General features: G+C 70.9%; 16 protein-coding genes. 8 read left to right on the top strand and 8 right to left on the bottom strand.

What is annotated here, in order from left to right:
* Positions 1-180 precede the first annotated feature (180 nt).
* The gene (locus ASG23_RS15080; protein WP_056026609.1) at positions 181-609 is read right to left on the bottom strand and encodes a hypothetical protein; all 429 of its coding nucleotides are present in this window, start codon (positions 607-609) and stop codon (positions 181-183) included.
* Between the two features lie 105 nt (positions 610-714).
* Between ASG23_RS15080 and ASG23_RS15075 the strand changes: the two genes are divergently transcribed.
* From ASG23_RS15075 to ASG23_RS15045, 7 genes are all read left to right on the top strand, one after another.
* Positions 715-1,359 carry a 4'-phosphopantetheinyl transferase family protein gene (locus tag ASG23_RS15075; RefSeq protein ID WP_056026606.1) on the top strand — a complete coding sequence of 215 codons (645 nt, stop codon included), beginning with the start codon at positions 715-717 and terminating at the stop codon, positions 1,357-1,359.
* A gap of 78 nt (positions 1,360-1,437) precedes the next feature.
* The gene (locus tag ASG23_RS15070; RefSeq protein ID WP_056026603.1) at positions 1,438-2,490 is read left to right on the top strand and encodes a LacI family DNA-binding transcriptional regulator; all 1,053 of its coding nucleotides are present in this window, start codon (positions 1,438-1,440) and stop codon (positions 2,488-2,490) included.
* Between the two features lie 205 nt (positions 2,491-2,695).
* Positions 2,696-3,862 (top strand): sugar ABC transporter substrate-binding protein, encoded by a 1,167-nt coding sequence (locus ASG23_RS15065; protein ID WP_235521142.1) that lies wholly within the window; start codon positions 2,696-2,698, stop codon positions 3,860-3,862.
* Between the two features lie 168 nt (positions 3,863-4,030).
* On the top strand, positions 4,031-4,873 hold the full coding sequence (locus tag ASG23_RS15060; protein WP_200941644.1) for a carbohydrate ABC transporter permease: 843 nt from the start codon (positions 4,031-4,033) through the stop codon (positions 4,871-4,873).
* 367 nt (positions 4,874-5,240) lie between these two features.
* Positions 5,241-5,792, top strand: a complete 552-nt coding sequence (locus ASG23_RS15055) for a carbohydrate ABC transporter permease (RefSeq protein ID WP_442856824.1) — start codon at positions 5,241-5,243, stop codon at positions 5,790-5,792.
* 48 nt (positions 5,793-5,840) lie between these two features.
* Positions 5,841-6,809 carry a family 43 glycosylhydrolase gene (locus ASG23_RS15050; protein WP_056026597.1) on the top strand — a complete coding sequence of 323 codons (969 nt, stop codon included), beginning with the start codon at positions 5,841-5,843 and terminating at the stop codon, positions 6,807-6,809.
* 230 nt (positions 6,810-7,039) lie between these two features.
* Positions 7,040-7,837 carry a transglutaminase-like domain-containing protein gene (locus ASG23_RS15045; protein ID WP_056026593.1) on the top strand — a complete coding sequence of 266 codons (798 nt, stop codon included), beginning with the start codon at positions 7,040-7,042 and terminating at the stop codon, positions 7,835-7,837.
* A gap of 9 nt (positions 7,838-7,846) precedes the next feature.
* Here ASG23_RS15045 and ASG23_RS15040 read toward each other — a convergent pair whose 3' ends face one another.
* The 7 genes from ASG23_RS15040 to ASG23_RS15010 all read right to left on the bottom strand — a co-directional run bounded on the left by ASG23_RS15040 (position 7,847) and on the right by ASG23_RS15010 (position 17,557).
* A complete protein-coding gene (locus tag ASG23_RS15040; protein WP_056026590.1) occupies positions 7,847-8,440 on the bottom strand; it encodes a VIT1/CCC1 transporter family protein in 594 nt (197 codons plus the stop codon).
* A gap of 98 nt (positions 8,441-8,538) precedes the next feature.
* Positions 8,539-10,485, bottom strand: coding sequence for a DNA primase (dnaG, locus tag ASG23_RS15035; protein WP_056026587.1), 1,947 nt, complete (start codon positions 10,483-10,485; stop codon positions 8,539-8,541).
* 41 nt (positions 10,486-10,526) lie between these two features.
* A complete protein-coding gene (locus tag ASG23_RS15030) occupies positions 10,527-11,834 on the bottom strand; it encodes a deoxyguanosinetriphosphate triphosphohydrolase (RefSeq protein ID WP_056026584.1) in 1,308 nt (435 codons plus the stop codon).
* A gap of 16 nt (positions 11,835-11,850) precedes the next feature.
* A complete protein-coding gene (locus ASG23_RS15025; protein WP_056026581.1) occupies positions 11,851-13,692 on the bottom strand; it encodes a glycoside hydrolase family 13 protein in 1,842 nt (613 codons plus the stop codon).
* A 2-nt stretch (positions 13,693-13,694) separates the two neighbouring features.
* Positions 13,695-14,576 carry a sugar ABC transporter permease gene (locus ASG23_RS15020; protein ID WP_056026579.1) on the bottom strand — a complete coding sequence of 294 codons (882 nt, stop codon included), beginning with the start codon at positions 14,574-14,576 and terminating at the stop codon, positions 13,695-13,697.
* A gap of 1 nt (position 14,577) precedes the next feature.
* The gene (locus ASG23_RS15015; protein ID WP_056026574.1) at positions 14,578-16,194 is read right to left on the bottom strand and encodes an ABC transporter permease subunit; all 1,617 of its coding nucleotides are present in this window, start codon (positions 16,192-16,194) and stop codon (positions 14,578-14,580) included.
* 112 nt (positions 16,195-16,306) lie between these two features.
* Complete coding sequence (locus ASG23_RS15010) at positions 16,307-17,557, bottom strand: sugar ABC transporter substrate-binding protein (RefSeq protein WP_327019475.1); 1,251 nt, start codon at positions 17,555-17,557, stop codon at positions 16,307-16,309.
* A gap of 155 nt (positions 17,558-17,712) precedes the next feature.
* Here ASG23_RS15010 and ASG23_RS15005 point away from each other — a divergent pair, with 155 nt between their 5' ends.
* Positions 17,713-18,813, top strand: a complete 1,101-nt coding sequence (locus ASG23_RS15005) for a LacI family DNA-binding transcriptional regulator (RefSeq protein ID WP_056026568.1) — start codon at positions 17,713-17,715, stop codon at positions 18,811-18,813.
* Positions 18,814-18,887 lie beyond the last annotated feature (74 nt).

Genomic DNA, 18,887 nt, shown 5'->3' with positions numbered 1-18,887 from the left:
GCGCGGTCGGCTGCCCGACCGCCTCCGCCGTGCGTCCTCGCGCTCCCGCACCAACCATCGGCCCACTCCCCGTGGCCTGCGCCGGTGCCGCGTCCACCGTTCGCCCGACGCCTCTTCACCGTACTGCGAAGGAGAGACGCGGGCGCCGTCGGGTTCGCCGTGGACGCGCTGCGGTCCGCGCTAGGCGGCCCGCCCGTACCGTGAGCGACGCCCAGGGGCGGGCCCGGTGACGGTCGCGCCGTCCAGGACCACCTGGTCGGCCGCCACGATGGCGCGCGGCTCGATCACGACCCGCTCCCCGATGCGAGCCGCGGTACCGATCCGCGCGCCGGTGCCCACGCGCGTCCCGGCTCCCAGGTGCACGTTGCTCCCGACGACCGCGCCCGCGCCGACCACGACGTCCACGTCGACCCAGCTGCCCGCCCCGACCCGCGCACGGTCGTGGACCACGGCGCCCGCCTCGACGTAGGAGGTCTCGGCAAGCCACGCACCCTCGTGCACGTGGGCGGCCGGTGACACCAGCCCGCCTCCGCGCGCGTGCCGCACGTAGCGCACGACCTCCCCGCCGTCGTCCTCGAACTCCACCAGGCCCTTGATCCGCCGCGACATGCCTCTCCTTCGTCGATGGTCCTGCATGACATAACGACGATGGGCCCTCGAGGTTTCCCGGGACCCCTCAGCCCGCGGCGAACACCCTTTGACAGACTGCCCAGCATGATCCGACGGGTGCTACCACCGGGCGTCGAGGTGGCCGAGCGCACCGGTCCCCCGCTGCCGGCTCCTCTGCACCCGTCGGAAGAGGCCGGGGTCGCGGACGCGGTGCCCGCCCGTCGCGCCGAGTACGCCGCCGTGCGCGAGTGCGCCCGCACGGCCCTGCGTCGGCTCGGGCTGGGAGACGCCGCCGTACCGGCAGGCCCGGACCGTGCCCCGATGTGGCCGGCCGGGATCGTCGGGAGCATGACGCACGTCGACGGGTACCGGGCCGCTGCGGTCGGGCGCGTGGACGCCTGGGTGGGGATCGGGATCGACGCCGAGGTGCACGCGCCGCTGCCGCCCGGGGTCGCGACCCTCGTGCTGAGCCAGGACGAGCGGTCGGCGCTCGCGCGGACCCGCCCGGGGCTGTGCCTGGACCGGGTGCTCTTCTCGGCCAAGGAGTCCGTGTACAAGGTCTGGTACCCGGTGACGCGGTCGTGGCTCGGGTTCGAGGACGTCGACGTCCGCCTCGGCGACGGCTCGTTCGTGGCCCGACTCGGCCGGCCCGGGCTCGGCACCGACGTGCTGCACGGTCGGTGGGCTGTCGGTGACGGTCTGGTGGTCACCGCGATCGCGCTGGCTCGGGACGTGTCCGCGACCCCTTGACGACGCCGCCATCGGGTGCATGCTGTCCCTCAGGTGTTTAATCGATTTAGCAGGTTCCACGAGGAAGTGGGGTGTGACGTGGCGCGAGTGCGGATCTCCGACGTCGCCGCTGCCGCCGGCGTCTCCACCGCCACGGTCTCGTTGGTGCTCAACGACAGGACCGCGCGGATCTCGGAGGTCACGGCCGACCGCGTCCGGCGCGCGGCGGCGGAGGTCGGGTACACGCCGAACTCGGTCGCGCGCGGCCTGCGGACGCAGCGCAGCCACACGGTCGGGATGATCTCCGACCGGATCGCGACGACCCCCTTCGCGGGCCGCATGCTGGCGGGCGCGCAGGACGTGGCCCGCGAGCACGGCTACCTCGTCTTCCTCGTGGACACGGAGGCGGACGAGACCGTGGAGCGCGAGGCGATCCGCGCCCTGGCCGACCAGCAGGTCGACGCGATGATCTACGCCTGCATGTGGCACCGGGTGGTCGACGTGCCGTCGTCCCTGCCTCGAGGCACCGTGTTCCTCGACTGCCGGCCCACGGACGGCGGCTTCCCGGCGGTCGTGCCCGACGACCGCGCGGGTGGCGTCGAGGCGGTGCGCGCGCTCGTCGCAGCCGGACACCGTCGGATCGCCTACGTCGACGTCGACGAGCCGCACCCTCCCGTCGCCTCCTACCTGCGCCACGAGGGGTACCTCCAGGTGCTCGCCGAGGCCGGGATCGCACCGGACCCGGCGCTGCACGTCCGAGGCGACACGTCGTCCGCCGGAGGGCGGCAGGCCACGGACCGGCTGCTCGACCTGCCGGAGGAGCAGCGGCCCACGGCCCTGTTCTGCTTCAACGACCGCATGGCCGCGGGGGCGTACGTCGCCGCGCACAGACGCGGACTGGTGATCCCCCAGGACCTCTCGATCGTCGGGTACGACGACCAGCAGCTCGTCGCGGCGGACCTCGACCCCCCGCTGACCACCGTGGCGCTGCCGCACTACGAGATGGGCCGGTGGGCGATGGAGGTCGCCCTCGGTATCAGGACGCCGGACGACCCCTGCGCCCCACACCTCATGCCCTGCCCGATCGTCGATCGGGACTCGGTGGGTCCGCCGCCGGCCACAGCTGCGAGCGACAGCCGGCGACGGACCTGACACGCAATCCCCAGCGGCCACCGTCGGTGGCCGTGGAGCGGTGACCCGACATGCCGGTCGGGCACCAGGAAAGGAACCCCCGATGAAGCGCAGGTCCCTTGTCACGATCGTATCGGTGTCGGCGGCGTCAGCCCTGGCACTCTCCGCCTGTGGACAGGCAGGTCAGGGCGACGGCGGGTCCGGTGACGGACCCCAGGAGCTCACCATGTGGACGCACTCGGCCGGCAACCCCGCCGAGCTCGAGGTCTACACCAAGATCATCGACGAGTTCAACGCGTCGCAGGACAAGTACACGGTGGTCGAGGAGTCCTTCCCCCAGGGCGCCTACAACGACGCGATCGTCGCGGCAGCCACCGCGGGCGACCTGCCGTGCCTGCTCGACATGGACGGCCCGATCGTCCCCAACTGGGCGTGGGCGGAGTACATCCAGCCGCTCGGTCTGCCCACGAGCATCACCGACAACCTGCTCCCGACGGCCGTCGGGACGTACCAGGACGAGATCTACGCGGCCGGCTACTGGGATGCGGCCTTGTCGATCTTCGCTCGCAAGTCGGTGCTGGAAGCCAACGGCATCCGCATCCCGACGATCGACGACCCGTGGACGATCGACGAGTTCGACGCCGCGCTGGCCACCCTTCAGGCCGCGGGCTACGACACGCCCCTGGACATCGGCGCCGAGGACAAGGGCGAGTGGTGGTCGTACGCCTACTCCCCCATGCTGCAGAGCGCGGGCGGTGACCTCATCGACCGCGACACCATGCTCTCGGCGGAGGGTGCCCTCAACGGGCCGGAGGCCGTCACGTTCTTCACGTGGTTCCAGGACGCCTTCGCCAAGGGCTTTGCCAGCAACTCCGGCACGATCGGCAACCAGGAGTTCAACGACGACGTCGTCGCGATGAGCTACACGGGCGTCTGGAACGCGATGGACTCGCTCGAGGCGGTCGGCGACGACCTGCTGATCCTCCCGCCGCCGGACTTCGGCGACGGACCGAAGATCGGTGGCGGGTCCTGGCAGTGGGGCATCTCCTCCAGCTGCGACGCGGCCGACGGTGCGCGCGAGTACCTGGAGTTCAGCTTCCAGGACAAGTACATCGCCGAGTTCAGCGACAAGCAGGTGGTCATCCCCGCCACCGCGGCTGCCGAGGAGCTCTCCGCCAACTTCGGTGAGGGCGACCCGCTGCGCCCGTTCGTCGAGCTCTCCCAGGAGTTCGCGCTCGCCCGTCCCGCCACCCCGGCCTACCCGGTCATCTCGAGCACGTTCGAGAAGGCGGCCAAGGACATCATGAGCGGCGCCGACGTGCAGTCGACCCTCGACGGAGCGGTCAAGGAGATCGACACCAACATCTCGTCCAACGACGGCTACGGCTTCTGAGCCGTCCTGACCGGCGGGGGCGGCACTGCCGCCGCCCCCGCCCGATCGGACATGACCATGGCCTCTTCCACCACGTCCGTCGCGCCCCCGCGGCCGCCGGACACCCCCGTGCACCGACGTCGCCGGTCCTCTGCCGGCGCCCGCGGCGAACGCCGCTCCGGGCTCGCGATGGCTGCTCCGGCCGCCATCCTGATCGCCCTGTTCCTCATCGTCCCCGTGCTGCTGGCGTTCGCCCTGTCGTTCACCAACGCGCGGCTCATCTCCCCGAACCCACCGCGGTTCGTCGGACTCGACAACTTCGTCCGCGCGTTCACGCAGGACCCCGTCTTCCTGCGGTCGGTCCTCAACACGTTCCTGTTCGCGATCGTCGTCGTCCCCGTGCAGGCCGGTCTGGGCCTGCTCCTCGCGGTGCTGGTCAACCAGAAGCTCCGCGGCGTGACGTTCTTCCGGATCGTCTACTTCATCCCGGTCGTCACGTCGATCGTCGTGGTGTCGATCCTCTGGAAGTTCATGTACCAGCCGACCGGGCTGATCAACTCGTTCATCGACACGGTGACGTTCGGGGCGCTGCAGGGCGCCGACTGGCTCAACAACCCCCGCACCGCGCTGCCGGCAATCATCGTGCTGTCGATCTGGCAGGCGGTCGGGTTCCACATGCTCATCTGGCTCTCGGGGCTGCAGACCATCCCCGACGAGCTCTACGAGGCCGCGCGCATGGACGGCGCGGACGCCTGGGCGCAGTTCAGGAACGTGACCTGGCCTGGCCTGCGCTCCACCATGATCTTCGTCCTGGTGACGATCACCATCGCCGCGCTGGGCCTGTTCGTGCAGGTCGACGTGATGACGCAGGGCGGCCCGCAGGACTCGACGACGACGATCGTCTACCACGCGGTCCGCAAGGGGTACCGGGAGCAGGAGACCGGCTACGGCGCCGCGATCTCCCTCATCTTCTTCGTGCTGGTGCTCGTGATCGCCCTCGTGCAGCGCTTCGTCACCCGAGAGAAGGACTGAGCCATGACCACCGCTACCGTCTCCCGGCTGGACCGGTCGGAGCACCAGCAGCGTCGCCGGCGCCGCATCTTCTCGTACGTCGCGATGGGCGCGTTCGCGGTCATCTTCCTGTTCCCGCTCGTGTTCATGTTCGTGTCCAGTCTCAAGCCGGACGGCCAGATCCTGTCCGACGTGGGCTCGCTGCGGGCGTTCCTGCCCGTGGGCGACATCAGCCTGGACAACTACAGCGGGGTGTTCGACCGAGTCCCCGTGGCTCGCTTCATGTTCAACTCGGTGCTGGTCACCACGCTGATCGTCGTGCTCGGCCTGGTGGTCAACAGCATGTGCGGGTTCGCGCTGTCCCCGGCTGGAGTGGAAAGGCCGCGGGGTGGTGCTCGCGGTCATCATCGCGACGCTCATCGTGCCCTTCGAGACGATCGCCATCCCGATGGTCTACTGGGTGTCCAAGCTTCCGAACCTCGTGTTCGAGGGCGCCGTCCCGAAGTACGACTTCGGCTGGCTGAACACCTACCAGGTCCAGATCATCCCGTTCATCGCGAACGCGTTCTCGATCTTCCTGTTCACCCAGTACTTCTCGACCATCCCGAAGTCTCTGGACGAGGCCGCACGGATCGACGGGGCCGGCTGGTTCACGATCTACCGCAAGATCGTGGTCCCCCTGGCCGGCCCGGCGTTCGCGACCGTCGCGATCCTCACCTTCCTGCCCGCCTGGAACTCCTACCTGTGGCCGCTCATGGTCGTGCAGGAGGAGAGCCTGCGCCCGGTCATGGTCGGGATGCAGTACTTCTTCCAGCTGAACGCCGCGTGGGGCGAGGTCATGGCCTACACGTCCCTGATCACGCTGCCCGTGCTCATCGTGTTCCTCTCGTTCCAGCGGGCCTTCGTCAGCAGCGTCGCCGCCAGCGGCGTCAAGGGCTGACCCCTCGAACCCTCGAATCCCTCGCCGGAAACGGCGTGAAAGGCAGACATGTTCACCCTTCCTGAGTCGTGGGTGTGGGACTTCTGGCTCGCGGACGACGGCGAGCAGTACCACCTCTTCTTCCTCTACGCGTCGCGTGCATTGCATGACCCGGACCGCCGGCACTACCGAGCCTCGATCGGGCACGCGGTGTCGTCGGACCTGCAGGACTGGACCCGGGTGGCGGACGCCCTCGTCCGCAGCGACGCACCGGCGTTCGACGACCTGGCCACGTGGACCGGCTCGGTCGTGCGGCACCCCGACGGCACATGGTTCCTCTTCTACACCGGCTCGACGCTCACCCCGGCGGGCAACCGGCAGACGATCGGGTACGCCACCTCGAACGACCTGATGACGTGGGACAAGTCCCCGACGAACCCGGTGCTGCGGGCCGACGGCGAGTGGTACGAGGTGCTGGCCGACGGGCAGTGGCACGACGAGGCCTTCCGCGACCCGTGGGTGTTCGCGGACCCGGACGGTGACGGCTGGCACATGCTCATCACCGCCCGGGCGCGCACAGGTCCGGCCGACGACCGCGGCGTCGTCGGGCACGCCTGGTCGCCGGACCTGCGCACGTGGGAGCTGCGAGCACCGCTGACCGAGCCCGGGCAGGGGTTCGGTCAGCTCGAGGTGACGCAGGTCGAGGTGGTCGACGGCGCCCCGGTGCTGCTGTTCTCGTGCCTGGCGACGGACATGTCCGCGGCCGGGGTCGTCACCGGTGCCACCGGAGGCGTCTGGGCGACCCCGGCGGCGAGCCTGCTCGGTCCGTACGACGTCGCCCACGCCCACCAGGCGACGGATGACTCCCTGTACAGCGGGCGGCTGGTGCGCCGCCGGTCCGACGGCCGGTGGGTGCTGCTCGCGTTCCATCACACCGGCCCCGAGGGGGGGTTCGTCGGGGGGGTGAGCGACCCCCTGCCCGTGCGGTGGGACGGCCGGCGGATGGACGTTCTCGACCCGGCGGTGCTCCGCGACTGACGGGGATGCGCGCGGCGCGGCGCGGGGGTGGCCTACCGGCCGGTAACCCCCGCGCCGCACGTGCGTCCGGACGCCTCCGGAGCACGGGCGACGGCCGCGGCGCGCAGGCCGCTGACCTGCAGGTTCATCGGGTCCTGTCCGCGGGCTGGACGGATCGCCCCGCGAGCCTCACACTTGCGCCTGCCCCCCTGATGGTCCGGCCGCCGATGGCCGGGAAAGGACCCCCGGCCGTGCTGCGCACCGTCACCTCGCACCTGTCCCTGGACGTGCGCGACCCGCTCGAGATCCAGCTCTCCGTCGCCGTCGCGGACGGCGCCTACGACCGCTCCGAGATCCTGTCGGTGCGCCACGAGGACGGGCCCCTGGACGTCACCGAGATCAAGACGGCGCACGGGGGTCGCATGCACCGCGTGCTGTCCCCCGCCGGCCGTCTGGTCGTCGACTACCAGGCCACCGTCACCGGCCTGAGCGACCCCCCGGCCATCGAGGACATCGACCTCGTCGAGTACCGCCGGCCCAGCCGCTACGCCGACTCGGACCGCCTGCTGGCGTTCGCCCGCGACCAGTTCCGCGGCATCGAGGGCCCCGAGCTGCTCGACGCCGTCGTCGCCTGGGTCACCGGGCACGTCACCTACCTGTCGGGCTCGAGCCTGCCCACCGACGGCGCCACGGACACGCTGCTCAAGCGCCGCGGCGTGTGCCGCGACTTCGCGCACCTCGTCGTCGCGCTGCTGAGGGCCAAGGACGTCCCGGCGCGGCTCGTGTCGGTGTACGCGCCCGGGCTCAAGCCGATGGACTTCCACGCGGTCGCCGAGGCCTACGTCGACGGCGCCTGGCACGTGGTCGACGCGACCCGGCTGGCGCCGCGCGAGTCGCTGGTCCGGATCGCCACCGGCCGCGACGCGACCGACACCGCGTTCCTGTCCTACTACGGCGGCCAGCTCTCGATCCGCGCCATGACGGTGACGGCCGCGGTGCACACACTCCTGCCCGCCGACGACGGCACCGGGCTCGTCGCGCTGCGCTGAGGCGGCCCGCTACAGCGACGTCCCCACGAGCAAGCCGACACCGTACGTCACCGCCATCGCGACGGAACCGCCGAGCACGTTGCGCAGGACCGCACGGCGCGGCTCGGCGTCGCTGAACCACGCCGCCACGAGCCCGGTGACCACCAGGGCGACGACGACCGCGGCGAAGGTTGCCGGGACCCGCGCGGCGCCCCACGGCGCGAGCACCACCAGGAGCGGTACCAGCCCGCCGACGAGGAAGGCGATGAGCGAGGCGACGGCGGCGTGCCACGGGTTGGTGAACTCGCCGGCTTCCGGCACGACGATCGTCGGCAGGACCCGCCCGCGGCGCACGGCCGACTGCTCGGCGTCGCGCTGGCTGCTCACCGACACGTACTCGCCTGCGGCCATGGACAACGCTCCGGCCACGAGAGCGGCGATACCCGCGAGGGCGATCGTGCCCACCGCAGTGGCCGCACCGGCGACTCCGAGCACGGTGGCGGCGACCGAGACGATGCCGTCGTTGGCGCCGAGCACACCCGCCCGCAGCCAGTTCAGGCTCCGCAGCGTCGGGACGGGACGGTTCTCCACCGTCGCGATGGGGTGCGTCGGCAGGACGGTCATGACTCCACCGTAGGCAGCCACGACCCTCTTGTCATCGAAGCAAAGCCTGCCCTGACCTGCGACGATGCAGGATTGCCTACCCTCACCGCAGGGCTGGGTCAGGCGCTCTCGCGCAGGTTGCGGCGGCGGCCCTCGACCTCGACCAGCTCCGCGAACGCGGCCTGGTACGCGGCCGGGTCCGCCTCGGCGTCCATCCGCTGCAGGCGTCCGCGCAGGTCGGCGATGTGCCGGGTGAACCCGATCTCCACCAGGCGCAGCACGACACCCTTCACGTAGCCCTCGAGCGACTCGGGCCGGTCCTCGGGCAGCGGCGCGACGGCGAGCTCGGTGACCAGGGCGCGGACGGGCTCGGCGGCCTCCTCGATGACGGCGCCGACCCACCCGGTCGAGCCGCCGGACGCCTGCACCAGCGGGCGGGCGGCGGTGAGTCCGCCGGCCGCACGGATCGCCTCGTGGACGGCCCGGTAGGCGGGGGCGCCGAACGCGTCCGAGGGGAGCTCGTCGAAGTCGGCGGCCACCAGGTCCGGTCGCTGGAGCACGACCTCGAGGGCGGTGCGCTCGATCTGCGCGACCGGGTCCCGGCGGTCAGGGACGGGCATGCGCTGGACCGGCATGGGAGTCGGCTCGGACGATGCGGTGGGCCGCTCGTTGCTGGTCTGCGAACGACCGGTGGCCTGCGGGCGCGTGGACGCACCCTGCACCGCCCGGCGCACGGAGTCCTGGTCGTCGATGCCGAGCCAGCCGGACAGCAGCCGGGTGTACTCGGGGCGCAGCGCGGCGTCGCGGATCCCGGCCACGATCGGGGCGGCGGCTCGCAGGGCACCGATCCGGCCCTCCGCGGTGCGCAGGTCGTAGGACGCGAGGGTCGAGCGGATGACGAACTCGTACAGCGGAGTGCGGCCGGCCACCAGCGCGCGGACCGCGTCGGGACCCTTGGCCTGCCGAAGCTCGCACGGGTCCATGCCCGACTTCTCGACGGCGACGAACGTCTGCGCCGAGAACGACTGGTCCTCCCCGAACGCCCGCAGCGCGGCCTTCTGCCCAGCGGCGTCACCGTCGAACGTGAAGATGATCTCGCCGCCGACGGAGGCGCCGGACGCCAGCTGGACCCCACCGGAGGATCCCGAGTCGCCGATGAGCCGGCGGACGATGCGCGCGTGGTCGGACCCGAACGCCGTCCCGCACGTGGCCACTGCCGTGCCGACCCCGGACAGGTGCATGGCCATCACGTCGGTGTAGCCCTCGACCACGACCACCCGCTTGTCGCGCTGCAGGTCCCGCTTGGCCAGGTCGATGCCGTAGAGCACGTGCGACTTCTTGTAGAGCGGCGTCTCGGGGGTGTTCAGGTACTTGGGGCCTTGGTCCTCGGCGAACAGGTGACGCGCGCCGAAGCCGACGGTCTCCCCCGTCACCTCCCGGATGGGCCACACCAACCGGCCCCGGAACCGGTCGTAGACGCCGCGCTGCCCCTGGCTGACGAGCCCGGAGAGCGTCAGCTCGGACTCCGTGAACCCGCGGCCGCGCAGGTGCCGCAAGAGCGAGTCCCAGCCCTGCGGGGCGAACCCGACCCCGAAGTCCGCGGCGGCGGCCCGGTCGAAGCCGCGCTCGGCGAGGAACTGGCGGCCGGCTGCGGCGGCGGGCGTGCTCAGCTGCTCGCGGTAGAACTCCTCGGCCACCTTGTGGGCCTCGATCAGGCGACGGCGCTTGCCGGGCTCCTCGCCGGGGCGGGGCGCGCCGCCCTCCTCGTACCGGAGCTGGAGGCCGACCTTGCCGGCCAGGTACTCGACCGCCTCGGAGAACCCGAGCCCGTCGACCTTCTGGACGAAGTCGATGACGTCGCCACCCTCGCCGCAGCCGAAGCAGTGGTACCGGCCGACCTGGGGGCGCACGTGGAAGGAGGGGGAACGCTCGTCGTGGAAGGGGCAGAGGCCCTTCATGGAGCCGACGCCCGCGGACCTCAGCGTGACGTGCTGGCCGACGATCTCCTCGATGTGGGCACGCTCGCGGACCGCTTCCACGTCCTCCCGCCGGATGCGTCCTGCCACGCGAGGAGTCTAGGCGTCGAGGCCGAGGGCACGGACCGATCTCAGACCAGCACGGGGGGTCCACCGTGCCGGGGCGGGTGAACCAGCCGGGCGTGCAGCTCGGCCGCCGAGACGTCGGTCAGCGAGGCCACCTGGTCGATGACGACGCGCAGGCGGGCGGCGTCGTTCTCGGCCTCGACCCAGTCCGCGGCGAACGGCGGCTCGAGGGCGATCGGCGCCCGCTCGGACAGCACGTGCACCAGGTCGACGAGCACCTCGCGCTGCCGGTGGTAGAGCGGTTCGAGCTCGCGCGGAGCCATGACGTAGGTGACCGCGAGGCCTTTGAGCACCAGGATCTCGGCGAGCGTGTCGTGCGGGACGATCAGGTCGGCCGCATACCGCGTGAGCGGTCCCGAGCCGTACTCCTGGCGCGTGGCCAGCTGCGACGCCTGGGCGAACCGGCCGATGAGCTGGCTGGTGGAGTCCTTGAGCGAGGCGAGCGCGGCGCGGGACCCGTCGAACCCCGGACGCCACAGACGCGCGGCGACCAGCCGGTCGATCGCGTCCTGCAGCCCGTCGGCGCTCACTGCGTCGCCGTACCAGGTCTGTACCGCCTCGACCACCCGGTCCCGTTCCCCGGGGACGCCGAGCACCTCGAGGTCCAGGCGCCCGCCGACGACCGCGTCCTCGACGTCGTGCACCGAGTAGGAGATGTCGTCGGCCAGGTCCATCACCTGCGCCTCGAGGCACTTGCGGCCGTCGGGTGCCTGCTCGCGCAGCCACTCGAAGACCGGCAGGTCGTCCTCGTAGACTCCGAACTTGTGTGTCGGCCTCCCGCTGGCGGCGCTCACCGGCCCCTGGAGGTGGCGCCACGGGTACTTCACGGAGGCGTCGAGGCTCGCACGGGTGAGGTTGAGCCCGACCGCCCGACCGTCGGGGGCGACGACCTTGGGCTCCAGCCGGGTGAGCAGCCGCAGCGTCTGGGCATTGCCCTCGAAGCCGCCGATCCCCTTGGCCAGCTCCGCCAGCGCGCGCTCGCCGTTGTGCCCGAACGGCGGGTGCCCGAGGTCGTGCGCCAGGCAGGCCGTGTCGACGATGTCGGGGTCGCAGCCCAGCGCCTTGCCGATCTCCCGGCCCACCTGCGCGACCTCGAGCGTGTGCGTCAGCCGGGTGCGCACGAAGTCGTCCGACGACGGCCCGAGCACCTGGGTCTTGGCGCCGAGGCGCCGCAGCGCGGAGGAGTGCACCAGCCGCGCGCGGTCCCGCTCGAACGCCGTCCGCTCGCGCGACTTGGCCGGCTCAGTGACCCAGCGCGCCCGGTCGGCGTCGACGTACCCGTCGAGGTCGAGGGACTGGTCGAGTTGGGTCACGGCGCCAGCCTAACGATCAGGCCAGCCGCCAGACCTGCACACCCGGTCCGTCGCCCGGCAGCAGCAGCGCCTCGGGCCGCACCTCGAGGTCACCTCCGCCGTAGAGGTTCTCGGGCGACGCCCCCCGTGCGAGCAGGTGCCGGGGCAGCTCGGTGCCTTCCCAGGGCGCGCGGGCGACGAGTACGAGCACCCGCTCGTCGAGCGTCTCGCGCAGGTACGCGACGGCGTCGGGCGTCACGACGGCCCACCGCATCCCGCCCTCGCGCAGCGCCCGCGAGCCGCGCCGGACCGCGATGAGCGAGCGGTAGATCTCGAACGTGCCGGCGTCCCAGCGCGGTCCGCCGCCGGCGTCGATCTGGTCCCAGGGCATCGGGACGCGGGCGTGCTCGCCGTTGGTGCCGGTCAGCCCGCCCTCGTCGCCTGCGAACATCGCCGGCGTCCCTGGGTAGGTGAACAGCAGACCCGCGGCCAGCTCGACGCGCTCGCGCGTGCCGACGACGGTCCGCAGCCGCGCGGTGTCGTGCGAGCCGAGCATGTTCCACTGGTGGCTGGTCACCGCCCACGGCACGGTCGAGTCGAAGTCGCGCATGGTGTCGACCATGGACACCCCGTCGCGACGCGGAATCGGCACGGGCATCCCGAGGAAGCCGAGATCGAGATCCGGATCCACGAGCCAAGTCCACACCGGGCGGGTGAACGCCGAGTAGTTCATGTTCGCGTGCCAGCCGCCCGCAGCCAGGTCCGTGCCGGCGTCGTGGAAGTGCTCCGAGACGAGCACCGCCTCGGGGTTCAGCGCGTGCATGGTCGACCGGATCGTGCGGGCCACCTGGAGCGTCAGGTCGTCGTCCGCGTACCGGCCGGTCATGTTGGCGACATCGATGCGCCAGCCGTCCAGCGAGTACGGCTCGACCAGCCAGCGACCGATCACCGAGTCAGGGCCCTCGACCATGCGGCCGGGCAGCGCGGGCGCGTTGTAGTTGAGCTTGGGCAGCGACGCGTGCTCGAGCCAGCCCACGTACCCGGGATCGTCGTCGGTCCAGTAGTAGAAGGACGCCTCCTCGCTGGCACGGTCGGCCCGGGCGCGCGCGAACCACTCGTGGCCGGCGCCGGTGTGGTTCGTCGTGAGGTCGCCCAGGATCCGCATGCCCCGCGCGTGCACTGCGCGGCTCAGCGACGCGAGCGCCTCGTCGCCCCCCAGCAGCGGGTCGACGACGTCGAACGTGCTCGCGTCGTAGCGGTGGTTGGACCGGGCCGGGAACACCGGCGTCAGGTACAGGGTGTCGACACCGAGGCGCTGCAGGTGGTCGAGCCGCTGCTCGACGCCGGGCAGGTCGCCCCCGAAGTACTGCTGGGCGACGCCGCGACCCGCCGCGATGGGCTCGTCGTCCCACGCCGCCGGCAGCGCCCAGTCCGGGAGCTCGCCGGTGAACCTGCCGGAGCGCGCGAACCGGTCCGGGAACACCTGGTACACCACCGAGGTGTCCATCCAGGCCGGCGCCGGGTCGTGCACGGTGAGCCGGAAGTCGCCGGCGTCGGGCACGTCCCGTGCGTGCAGGCCGCGACCGTTCAGCCAGCGGTAGCCGCCCGGCTCGTCGAGGAGGACGCGGTAGCCCGCCACCGGGTTGTGCACCGGCACCTCGCCGACGTACCAGCGCGCGTCCTCGTCGACCCGCTCGAGCCGCGTCGGCACCATCCGCGGCTCCGCGTCGCGGACCGTGCGCAGCCAGACCGCCCGCTCAGTCCCCGCCAGAGGCACCCGGATACGCACCGGGACGACGTCGCCGAGCCGCGGCGTGGCACGCCGGACGTACAGCTCCGACCCGTCATGGTGCGGCTGGTCGAGGAGGTGACGCGGCACTCTCAACCCTTGACCGAGCCTGCCGTGAGACCGGAGACGATGTACTTCTGCAGCATGAGGAAGAGCAGGACCACCGGGATGGCGGCAAGTACGGCGCCTGCCGCGAACAGGCCCCAGCGAGCAGTGCGCTCGTCCGCCGCCCAGTAGTACAGACCGACGGCGAGCGTGAACTCCTCACTACGCTGCAGCACGACCTTGGCGACGAGGAACTCGCCGAACGTGCCGATGAACGACAGCAGACCGACGACGGCGAGGATCGGCGCAACGAGCCGCAGGATGATCGTCCAGAAGATCTGCGCGTGCGAGGCGCCGTCGATCTTGGCCGCCTCGTCAAGCTCCCGCGGGACGGTGTTGAAGAACCCGTACATGAGGAACGTGTTCACCCCGAGCGCGCCGCCGAGGTAGACGGCGATAAGGCCCATCCGGCTGTTGAGCCCGAGAGCGGGGAAGACCTCGCCGATCGAGAGCAGCACGAGGAAGATCGCGACGAAAGCGAGCATCTGCGGGAACATCTGCACGATCAGCAGTGCCGTCAGGCCGCCCTGCCGGCCCCGGAACCGGAACCGCGAGAAGGCGTATGCCGCCGCCCCGCCCATCAGCACGGTGCTGATCGAGGTCACCGTGCAGATGATGATCGAGTTGGCGAACCAGCTCGGGTAATCACCTGTGAACAGCTCGCGGTAGTTCGCGAGGTCGATCGTGCGGAACAGCTGGTTGGACCCGGTCAGCGTGCCGCCGGGGTTCAGCGAGGCGGACAGGACATACACCAGCGGAAGGACGCAAGCCACGATCGTCACGATGCCGACGACGTGGCGCCACCCGATCTCGATCCACCAGCGACGCCCACGGGGTGCGGCGTCGCGCTCCACGACAGTGCCGGCCATCTCAGATCTCCTCGAGCTTGCGGGTCTGGCGGAAGCTGAAGTAACTGATCACGCCGACCACGATGAAGATGAGGATCGACAGCGCGCTCGCCAGGCCGTACTGCTTGTTCCCACTGTCGAAGGCGACGGCGTAGACCATCGAGATGAGGATGTCCGTGTGGCCCACCACGACCGGCGTCCCCACGAAGTTGGGGCCTCCGCCGGTCAGCATGTAGATCAGCGTGAAGTTGTTGAAGTTGAACGCGAACGACGCGATCAGCAGCGGTGCCACCGAGATCATCAGGAGGGGCAGCGTCATGGAACGAAGGATCCGCCACGCCCCCGCCCCGTCGATCTTCGCGGCCTCGATGGTGTCTGCCGGGATCGCCTGCAGCGCTCCGGTGCACACGATGAACATGTACGGGAAGCCGAGCCAAAGGTTGACGCCCAGGATCGACAGCTTGGCCAGCCAGGGGTTCGTCAGCCAGCCGATGTCGGCGCCCCCCAGCAGGACTTCATTGATGAACCCGAACCGCGGGTTGAGCATGCCCTTCCAGACGAGCGCGGACAGGAACCCGGGGAAGGCGTACGGCAGGATCAGCAACGACCGGTAGATCTTGCGGCCGCGGATCCGCGGATCGTTGAACACGATCGCGAGGAACAGCCCGACCACGAACGTGGTGAGCACCGAGAGGAACGCGAAGGCGAACGTCCAGACAGTGATCTGGGCGAACGGCCCGGCGAGCCGGGAGTCTGTGAAGACGCGCGTGAAGTTGTCGAAGCCGACGCCGACGCGCCAGCCCGGGGTCAGGACGTCGCCGTCCTCCGACACGAAGTTGCCGGAGTCGGACGGCGTGTAGACCTCCCCGGTGGCCGAGTCGGTGAAGGTGTCGGTCGCCTCGTCGTACACGAGCGTCGACTGGTAGACGTAGCCGGTCGAGCCGTCCTGCGTGCGGACCGACCCCTCCGACGGGTCCTCGGAGAACGGGACCCGCAGCTCGGTGATCTCCGCTTGCTGCTGGGCGATCTCCGCGAACCCGAGCACCTCCCAGCCTGGGACGGCGGTGACACGCTCGCCGTCCACGGTGGCGTCCTCGACGACCGTGAACGGCTCCTCAGCGGTGCCGACCTCGGCGTCGCCGTCCTGCACGATGGCGAACCCGAGCTCGTCGTCACGCTGCACGACGGTCAGCGGCAGCGTGGGAGAGCCCTCGACACGAGTCTCGTTCTGGATCGAGATGGCCTCGATCGCGTCGGACTTCGTGGAGTTGTGCCCGTCGCCGTAGTTGGTGAACGCCACGTAGCCCGTGTAGGCCATGACGAACAGCTGGTAGACGAGGAGGAAGAGCAAGCCGGGGATCAGGTACTTGCCGGGCACTGCGCGCTTGGAGAAGTAGATCCAGTTGACCGCCACGAGGGCCAGCACGAGGAACGTGAGGATGCCCCACGACTCGACCGCCCAGGCCGAGAGGATCCCGTAGACGCCCAGCGCGTCGACGAGGGCGACGAGGATCAGCTTGACGACGAAGCCCGCCGAGAAGTTCCGGGCGTGGGAGCCGTCGCCGCGCGAGCGACGGGGTGACCCGGGGCCTGGCGCCTCCGGAGGGGCGGGGGGCTCCAGGGTCTGCTGGTCGGTCATGCGAGTCCTCCGGGACGGCGGTGTCTGCTAGGGGATCGCCGGGTCGGCGCGGGGTGGGCGAAAGACGTCCCGCCGGGCGGCTGTGCGCCGCCCGACGGGACGTCTCCGACCGTCAGACCTTGTCGACGGCGTCCTGGATGTTGGTCACCATCGTGTTCCACGCGCTGACCGGCTCCGCCTGCCCGCTGATGATCTGCGCCTCGGTCGCGCCCCAGAAGGCCCAGACGGAGCTCATCGCGGGGATGGCCGGCATGGGGGCGCCGGTCGCGCCCGCCTCCCCGAAGCCCTTGAGGATCGGGTTGTCGACCTTGGCGGCAGACGCGGCGTTGGCCGGCATGCGGCCACCCTCGGCGTACAAGGCGTCCTGAGCGGCCTCGGTCGTCAGGTAGTTGACCACGAGCTCGTTGGCGAGCACCGGGTTCTCCGACTTGGCCGAGATGAACACGCCCTGGACGCCGACGAACGGCTGCGCGGGCTGGCCACCGGCGCTCGGGACGGGGAGCACGGTGATGTCCATGTCCTCCTCCTCGAAGGCCGACGTGTTCCACGGGCCGGTGATCATGTACGGCGCCTGGCCGTCGAGGAACGCCTGCTTGGCCTTCTCGCCGTCGACCGCGAGGTCGAGGACCTTGTCCGTGCCCAGCTTGGCCAGGTACGTGGCGAAGGCCTCACCTGCCGGGCCGCCGAGCGTGAGCGTGTCGGTGTAGGAGCCGTCAGCGGACTGCTCGAACACCGGGGCGCCGAAGGACGTCTGCAGCGGGTACAGGTGGTACGGGTCGGACGCCTCGCCCTGCTGGACGAGCACGGAGAACGGGGTGCCGGCCGTCTTGGCCTGGGCGACGAGCTCGTCGAACGTCGCCGCGGGGGTGTCCGTCAGCAGCGCGTTGTTGCGGACGAGCGCGATGTTCTCGATCGAGATCGGGGTGCCGTAGACCTTGCCGTCGTACGTGACACCGGCGATGGCCGAGTCCGAGAAGTCGCCGGCCTTGTCGCCGAGCTCGAGGGGGGCGACCACGCCGTTGTTGACCCACTCACCCAGGCCGTCGTGCGCCGAGACGATGATGTCGGGGCCCTCGCCGGTGGGAACCTGGGCGACGAAGTCCTTGCCGATGTCGCCCGTCGCCTTCTCCACCAGGTCGACCTCGATGCCGGTGTCCTCGGTGAACGTGGCGACGACCGGCTTCATCTCGTCAATGCGGGTGTCGTCCACCCACATCGTCAGGGTGCCGGTGGCGGCACTCTCGCTGGGGGCGGCCGACGTGTCGTCGCCGGTGTCGCCCGAGCCCGAGCCCGAGCACGCGGTGAGCGTCAGCGCGAGGCCGAGCGTCGCCGCGACGACAGGGATGCTCCGTCGCATCGTCATCTCCAAAGTGGGGTGTGTGTGCCGCGCGGCGGAACCCCACCGACGCTGGCCTGATGAACCAGAAGTTAGCCTCGTTGCCACAGCGCTTGCAAGTCGTTACGGTAACTTTCAGGCAACGGTTTCAGAGGACGCACAGACGCGTCCTGGTGACCCCCATGAACGATGACGGACGAGGAGGTCCCGTGTCCCCTACGCTGCCGCCTGTGCGCACCCGACTGACGGATCTGGCCGAACAGGCCGGCGTCAGCACGGCAACGGTGTCTCGGGTCCTCAACGGCAAGCACGGCGTGTCGGCCCAGGCGCGGCAAGCCGTGCTGGCGGCCCTCGACGTGCTCGGGTACGAGCGACCCGAGAAGCTGCGCACCCGTTCCGCCGGCCTTGTCGGCCTCGTGGTGCCCGAGCTGTCGAACCCGGTCTTCCCCGCGTTCGCGCAGGTCATCGAGACGATGCTGACCGAGCGGGGGTACACGCCGCTGCTGTGCACGCAGTCCCCCGGCGGCACCACCGAGGACCAGTACGTCGAGATGCTGCTCGAGCACGCGGTCGACGGGATCGTGTTCGTGTCCGGCCTGCACGCCGACACCACCGCGAGCAAGGACCGGTACCACCGCCTGCGCAGCCGGGGCATGCCGATCGTGCTGGTCAACGGCTTCGCCGAGGGCGTCGACGCGCCGTCCGTGTCCACCGACGACTCCGCCGCTCTCGACCTCGCCTTCCGGCACCTGGTGTCGCTCGGGCATCGCTCGATCGGCCTGGCCATCGGCCCGGAACGCTTCGTCCCCGCGGCGCGCAAACGGGTGGAGTTCGCGGTCAACCTGGAGCGCCACCTCGGCGTGACGGACGCCGACGGTCACGTCGTGACGACGCTGTTCACGGTCGAGGGCGGCCAGGCAGCGGCCCTCGAGCTCATCGACTCCGGGCACACCGCGATCATCTGCGGCTCCGACCTCATGGCGCTCGGAGCCATCCGCGCGGCCCGTTCCCGCGGGCTGTCGGTGCCGGGCGACCTGTCGGTGGTCGGCTTCGACGACTCGCCCCTGATCGCGTTCACCGACCCGCCGCTGACCACCGTGCGCCAGCCGGTGCTGTCCATGGGGCACGCCGCGGTCTCGGCGCTCGTCAGCGAGATCAACGGCACGCCGGCGTCCCGGACCGAGCTGAAGTTCCACCCCGAGCTCATCGTCCGCGGCTCCACGGGCGCCGCACCAACTCTGACCTCGGTCGCTGTGACCACTGAGGCCCCCGCCGTACTCTGATCGGACCGTGAGTCCTCCGGGACCCCTGTTCGGCAACGGCGCCTCCCCCTTCTGCCCCCCCGAAGTGAGGCATG

Origin of the sequence: Cellulomonas sp. Leaf395, assembly GCF_001424125.1 — a bacterium.
In the GTDB taxonomy this organism is placed as follows: Bacteria; Actinomycetota; Actinomycetes; order Actinomycetales; family Cellulomonadaceae; genus Cellulomonas.
Note: the sequence above shows the minus strand (reverse complement) of the source record. Positions and strands in the feature narration are given on the sequence as shown.

Coding starts and splice junctions, on each gene's coding strand:
- ASG23_RS15080 (WP_056026609.1), bottom strand. CDS start 609: ATGTCGCGGCGGATCAAGGGCCTGGTGGAGTTCGAGGACGACGGCGGG.
- ASG23_RS15075 (WP_056026606.1), top strand. CDS start 715: ATGATCCGACGGGTGCTACCACCGGGCGTCGAGGTGGCCGAGCGCACC.
- ASG23_RS15065 (WP_235521142.1), top strand. CDS start 2,696: ATGTGGACGCACTCGGCCGGCAACCCCGCCGAGCTCGAGGTCTACACC.
- ASG23_RS15060 (WP_200941644.1), top strand. CDS start 4,031: ATGGCTGCTCCGGCCGCCATCCTGATCGCCCTGTTCCTCATCGTCCCC.
- ASG23_RS15050 (WP_056026597.1), top strand. CDS start 5,841: ATGTTCACCCTTCCTGAGTCGTGGGTGTGGGACTTCTGGCTCGCGGAC.
- ASG23_RS15040 (WP_056026590.1), bottom strand. CDS start 8,440: ATGACCGTCCTGCCGACGCACCCCATCGCGACGGTGGAGAACCGTCCC.
- ASG23_RS15020 (WP_056026579.1), bottom strand. CDS start 14,576: ATGGCCGGCACTGTCGTGGAGCGCGACGCCGCACCCCGTGGGCGTCGC.
- ASG23_RS15015 (WP_056026574.1), bottom strand. CDS start 16,194: ATGACCGACCAGCAGACCCTGGAGCCCCCCGCCCCTCCGGAGGCGCCA.
- ASG23_RS15010 (WP_327019475.1), bottom strand. CDS start 17,557: ATGACGATGCGACGGAGCATCCCTGTCGTCGCGGCGACGCTCGGCCTC.
- ASG23_RS15005 (WP_056026568.1), top strand. CDS start 17,713: ATGAACGATGACGGACGAGGAGGTCCCGTGTCCCCTACGCTGCCGCCT.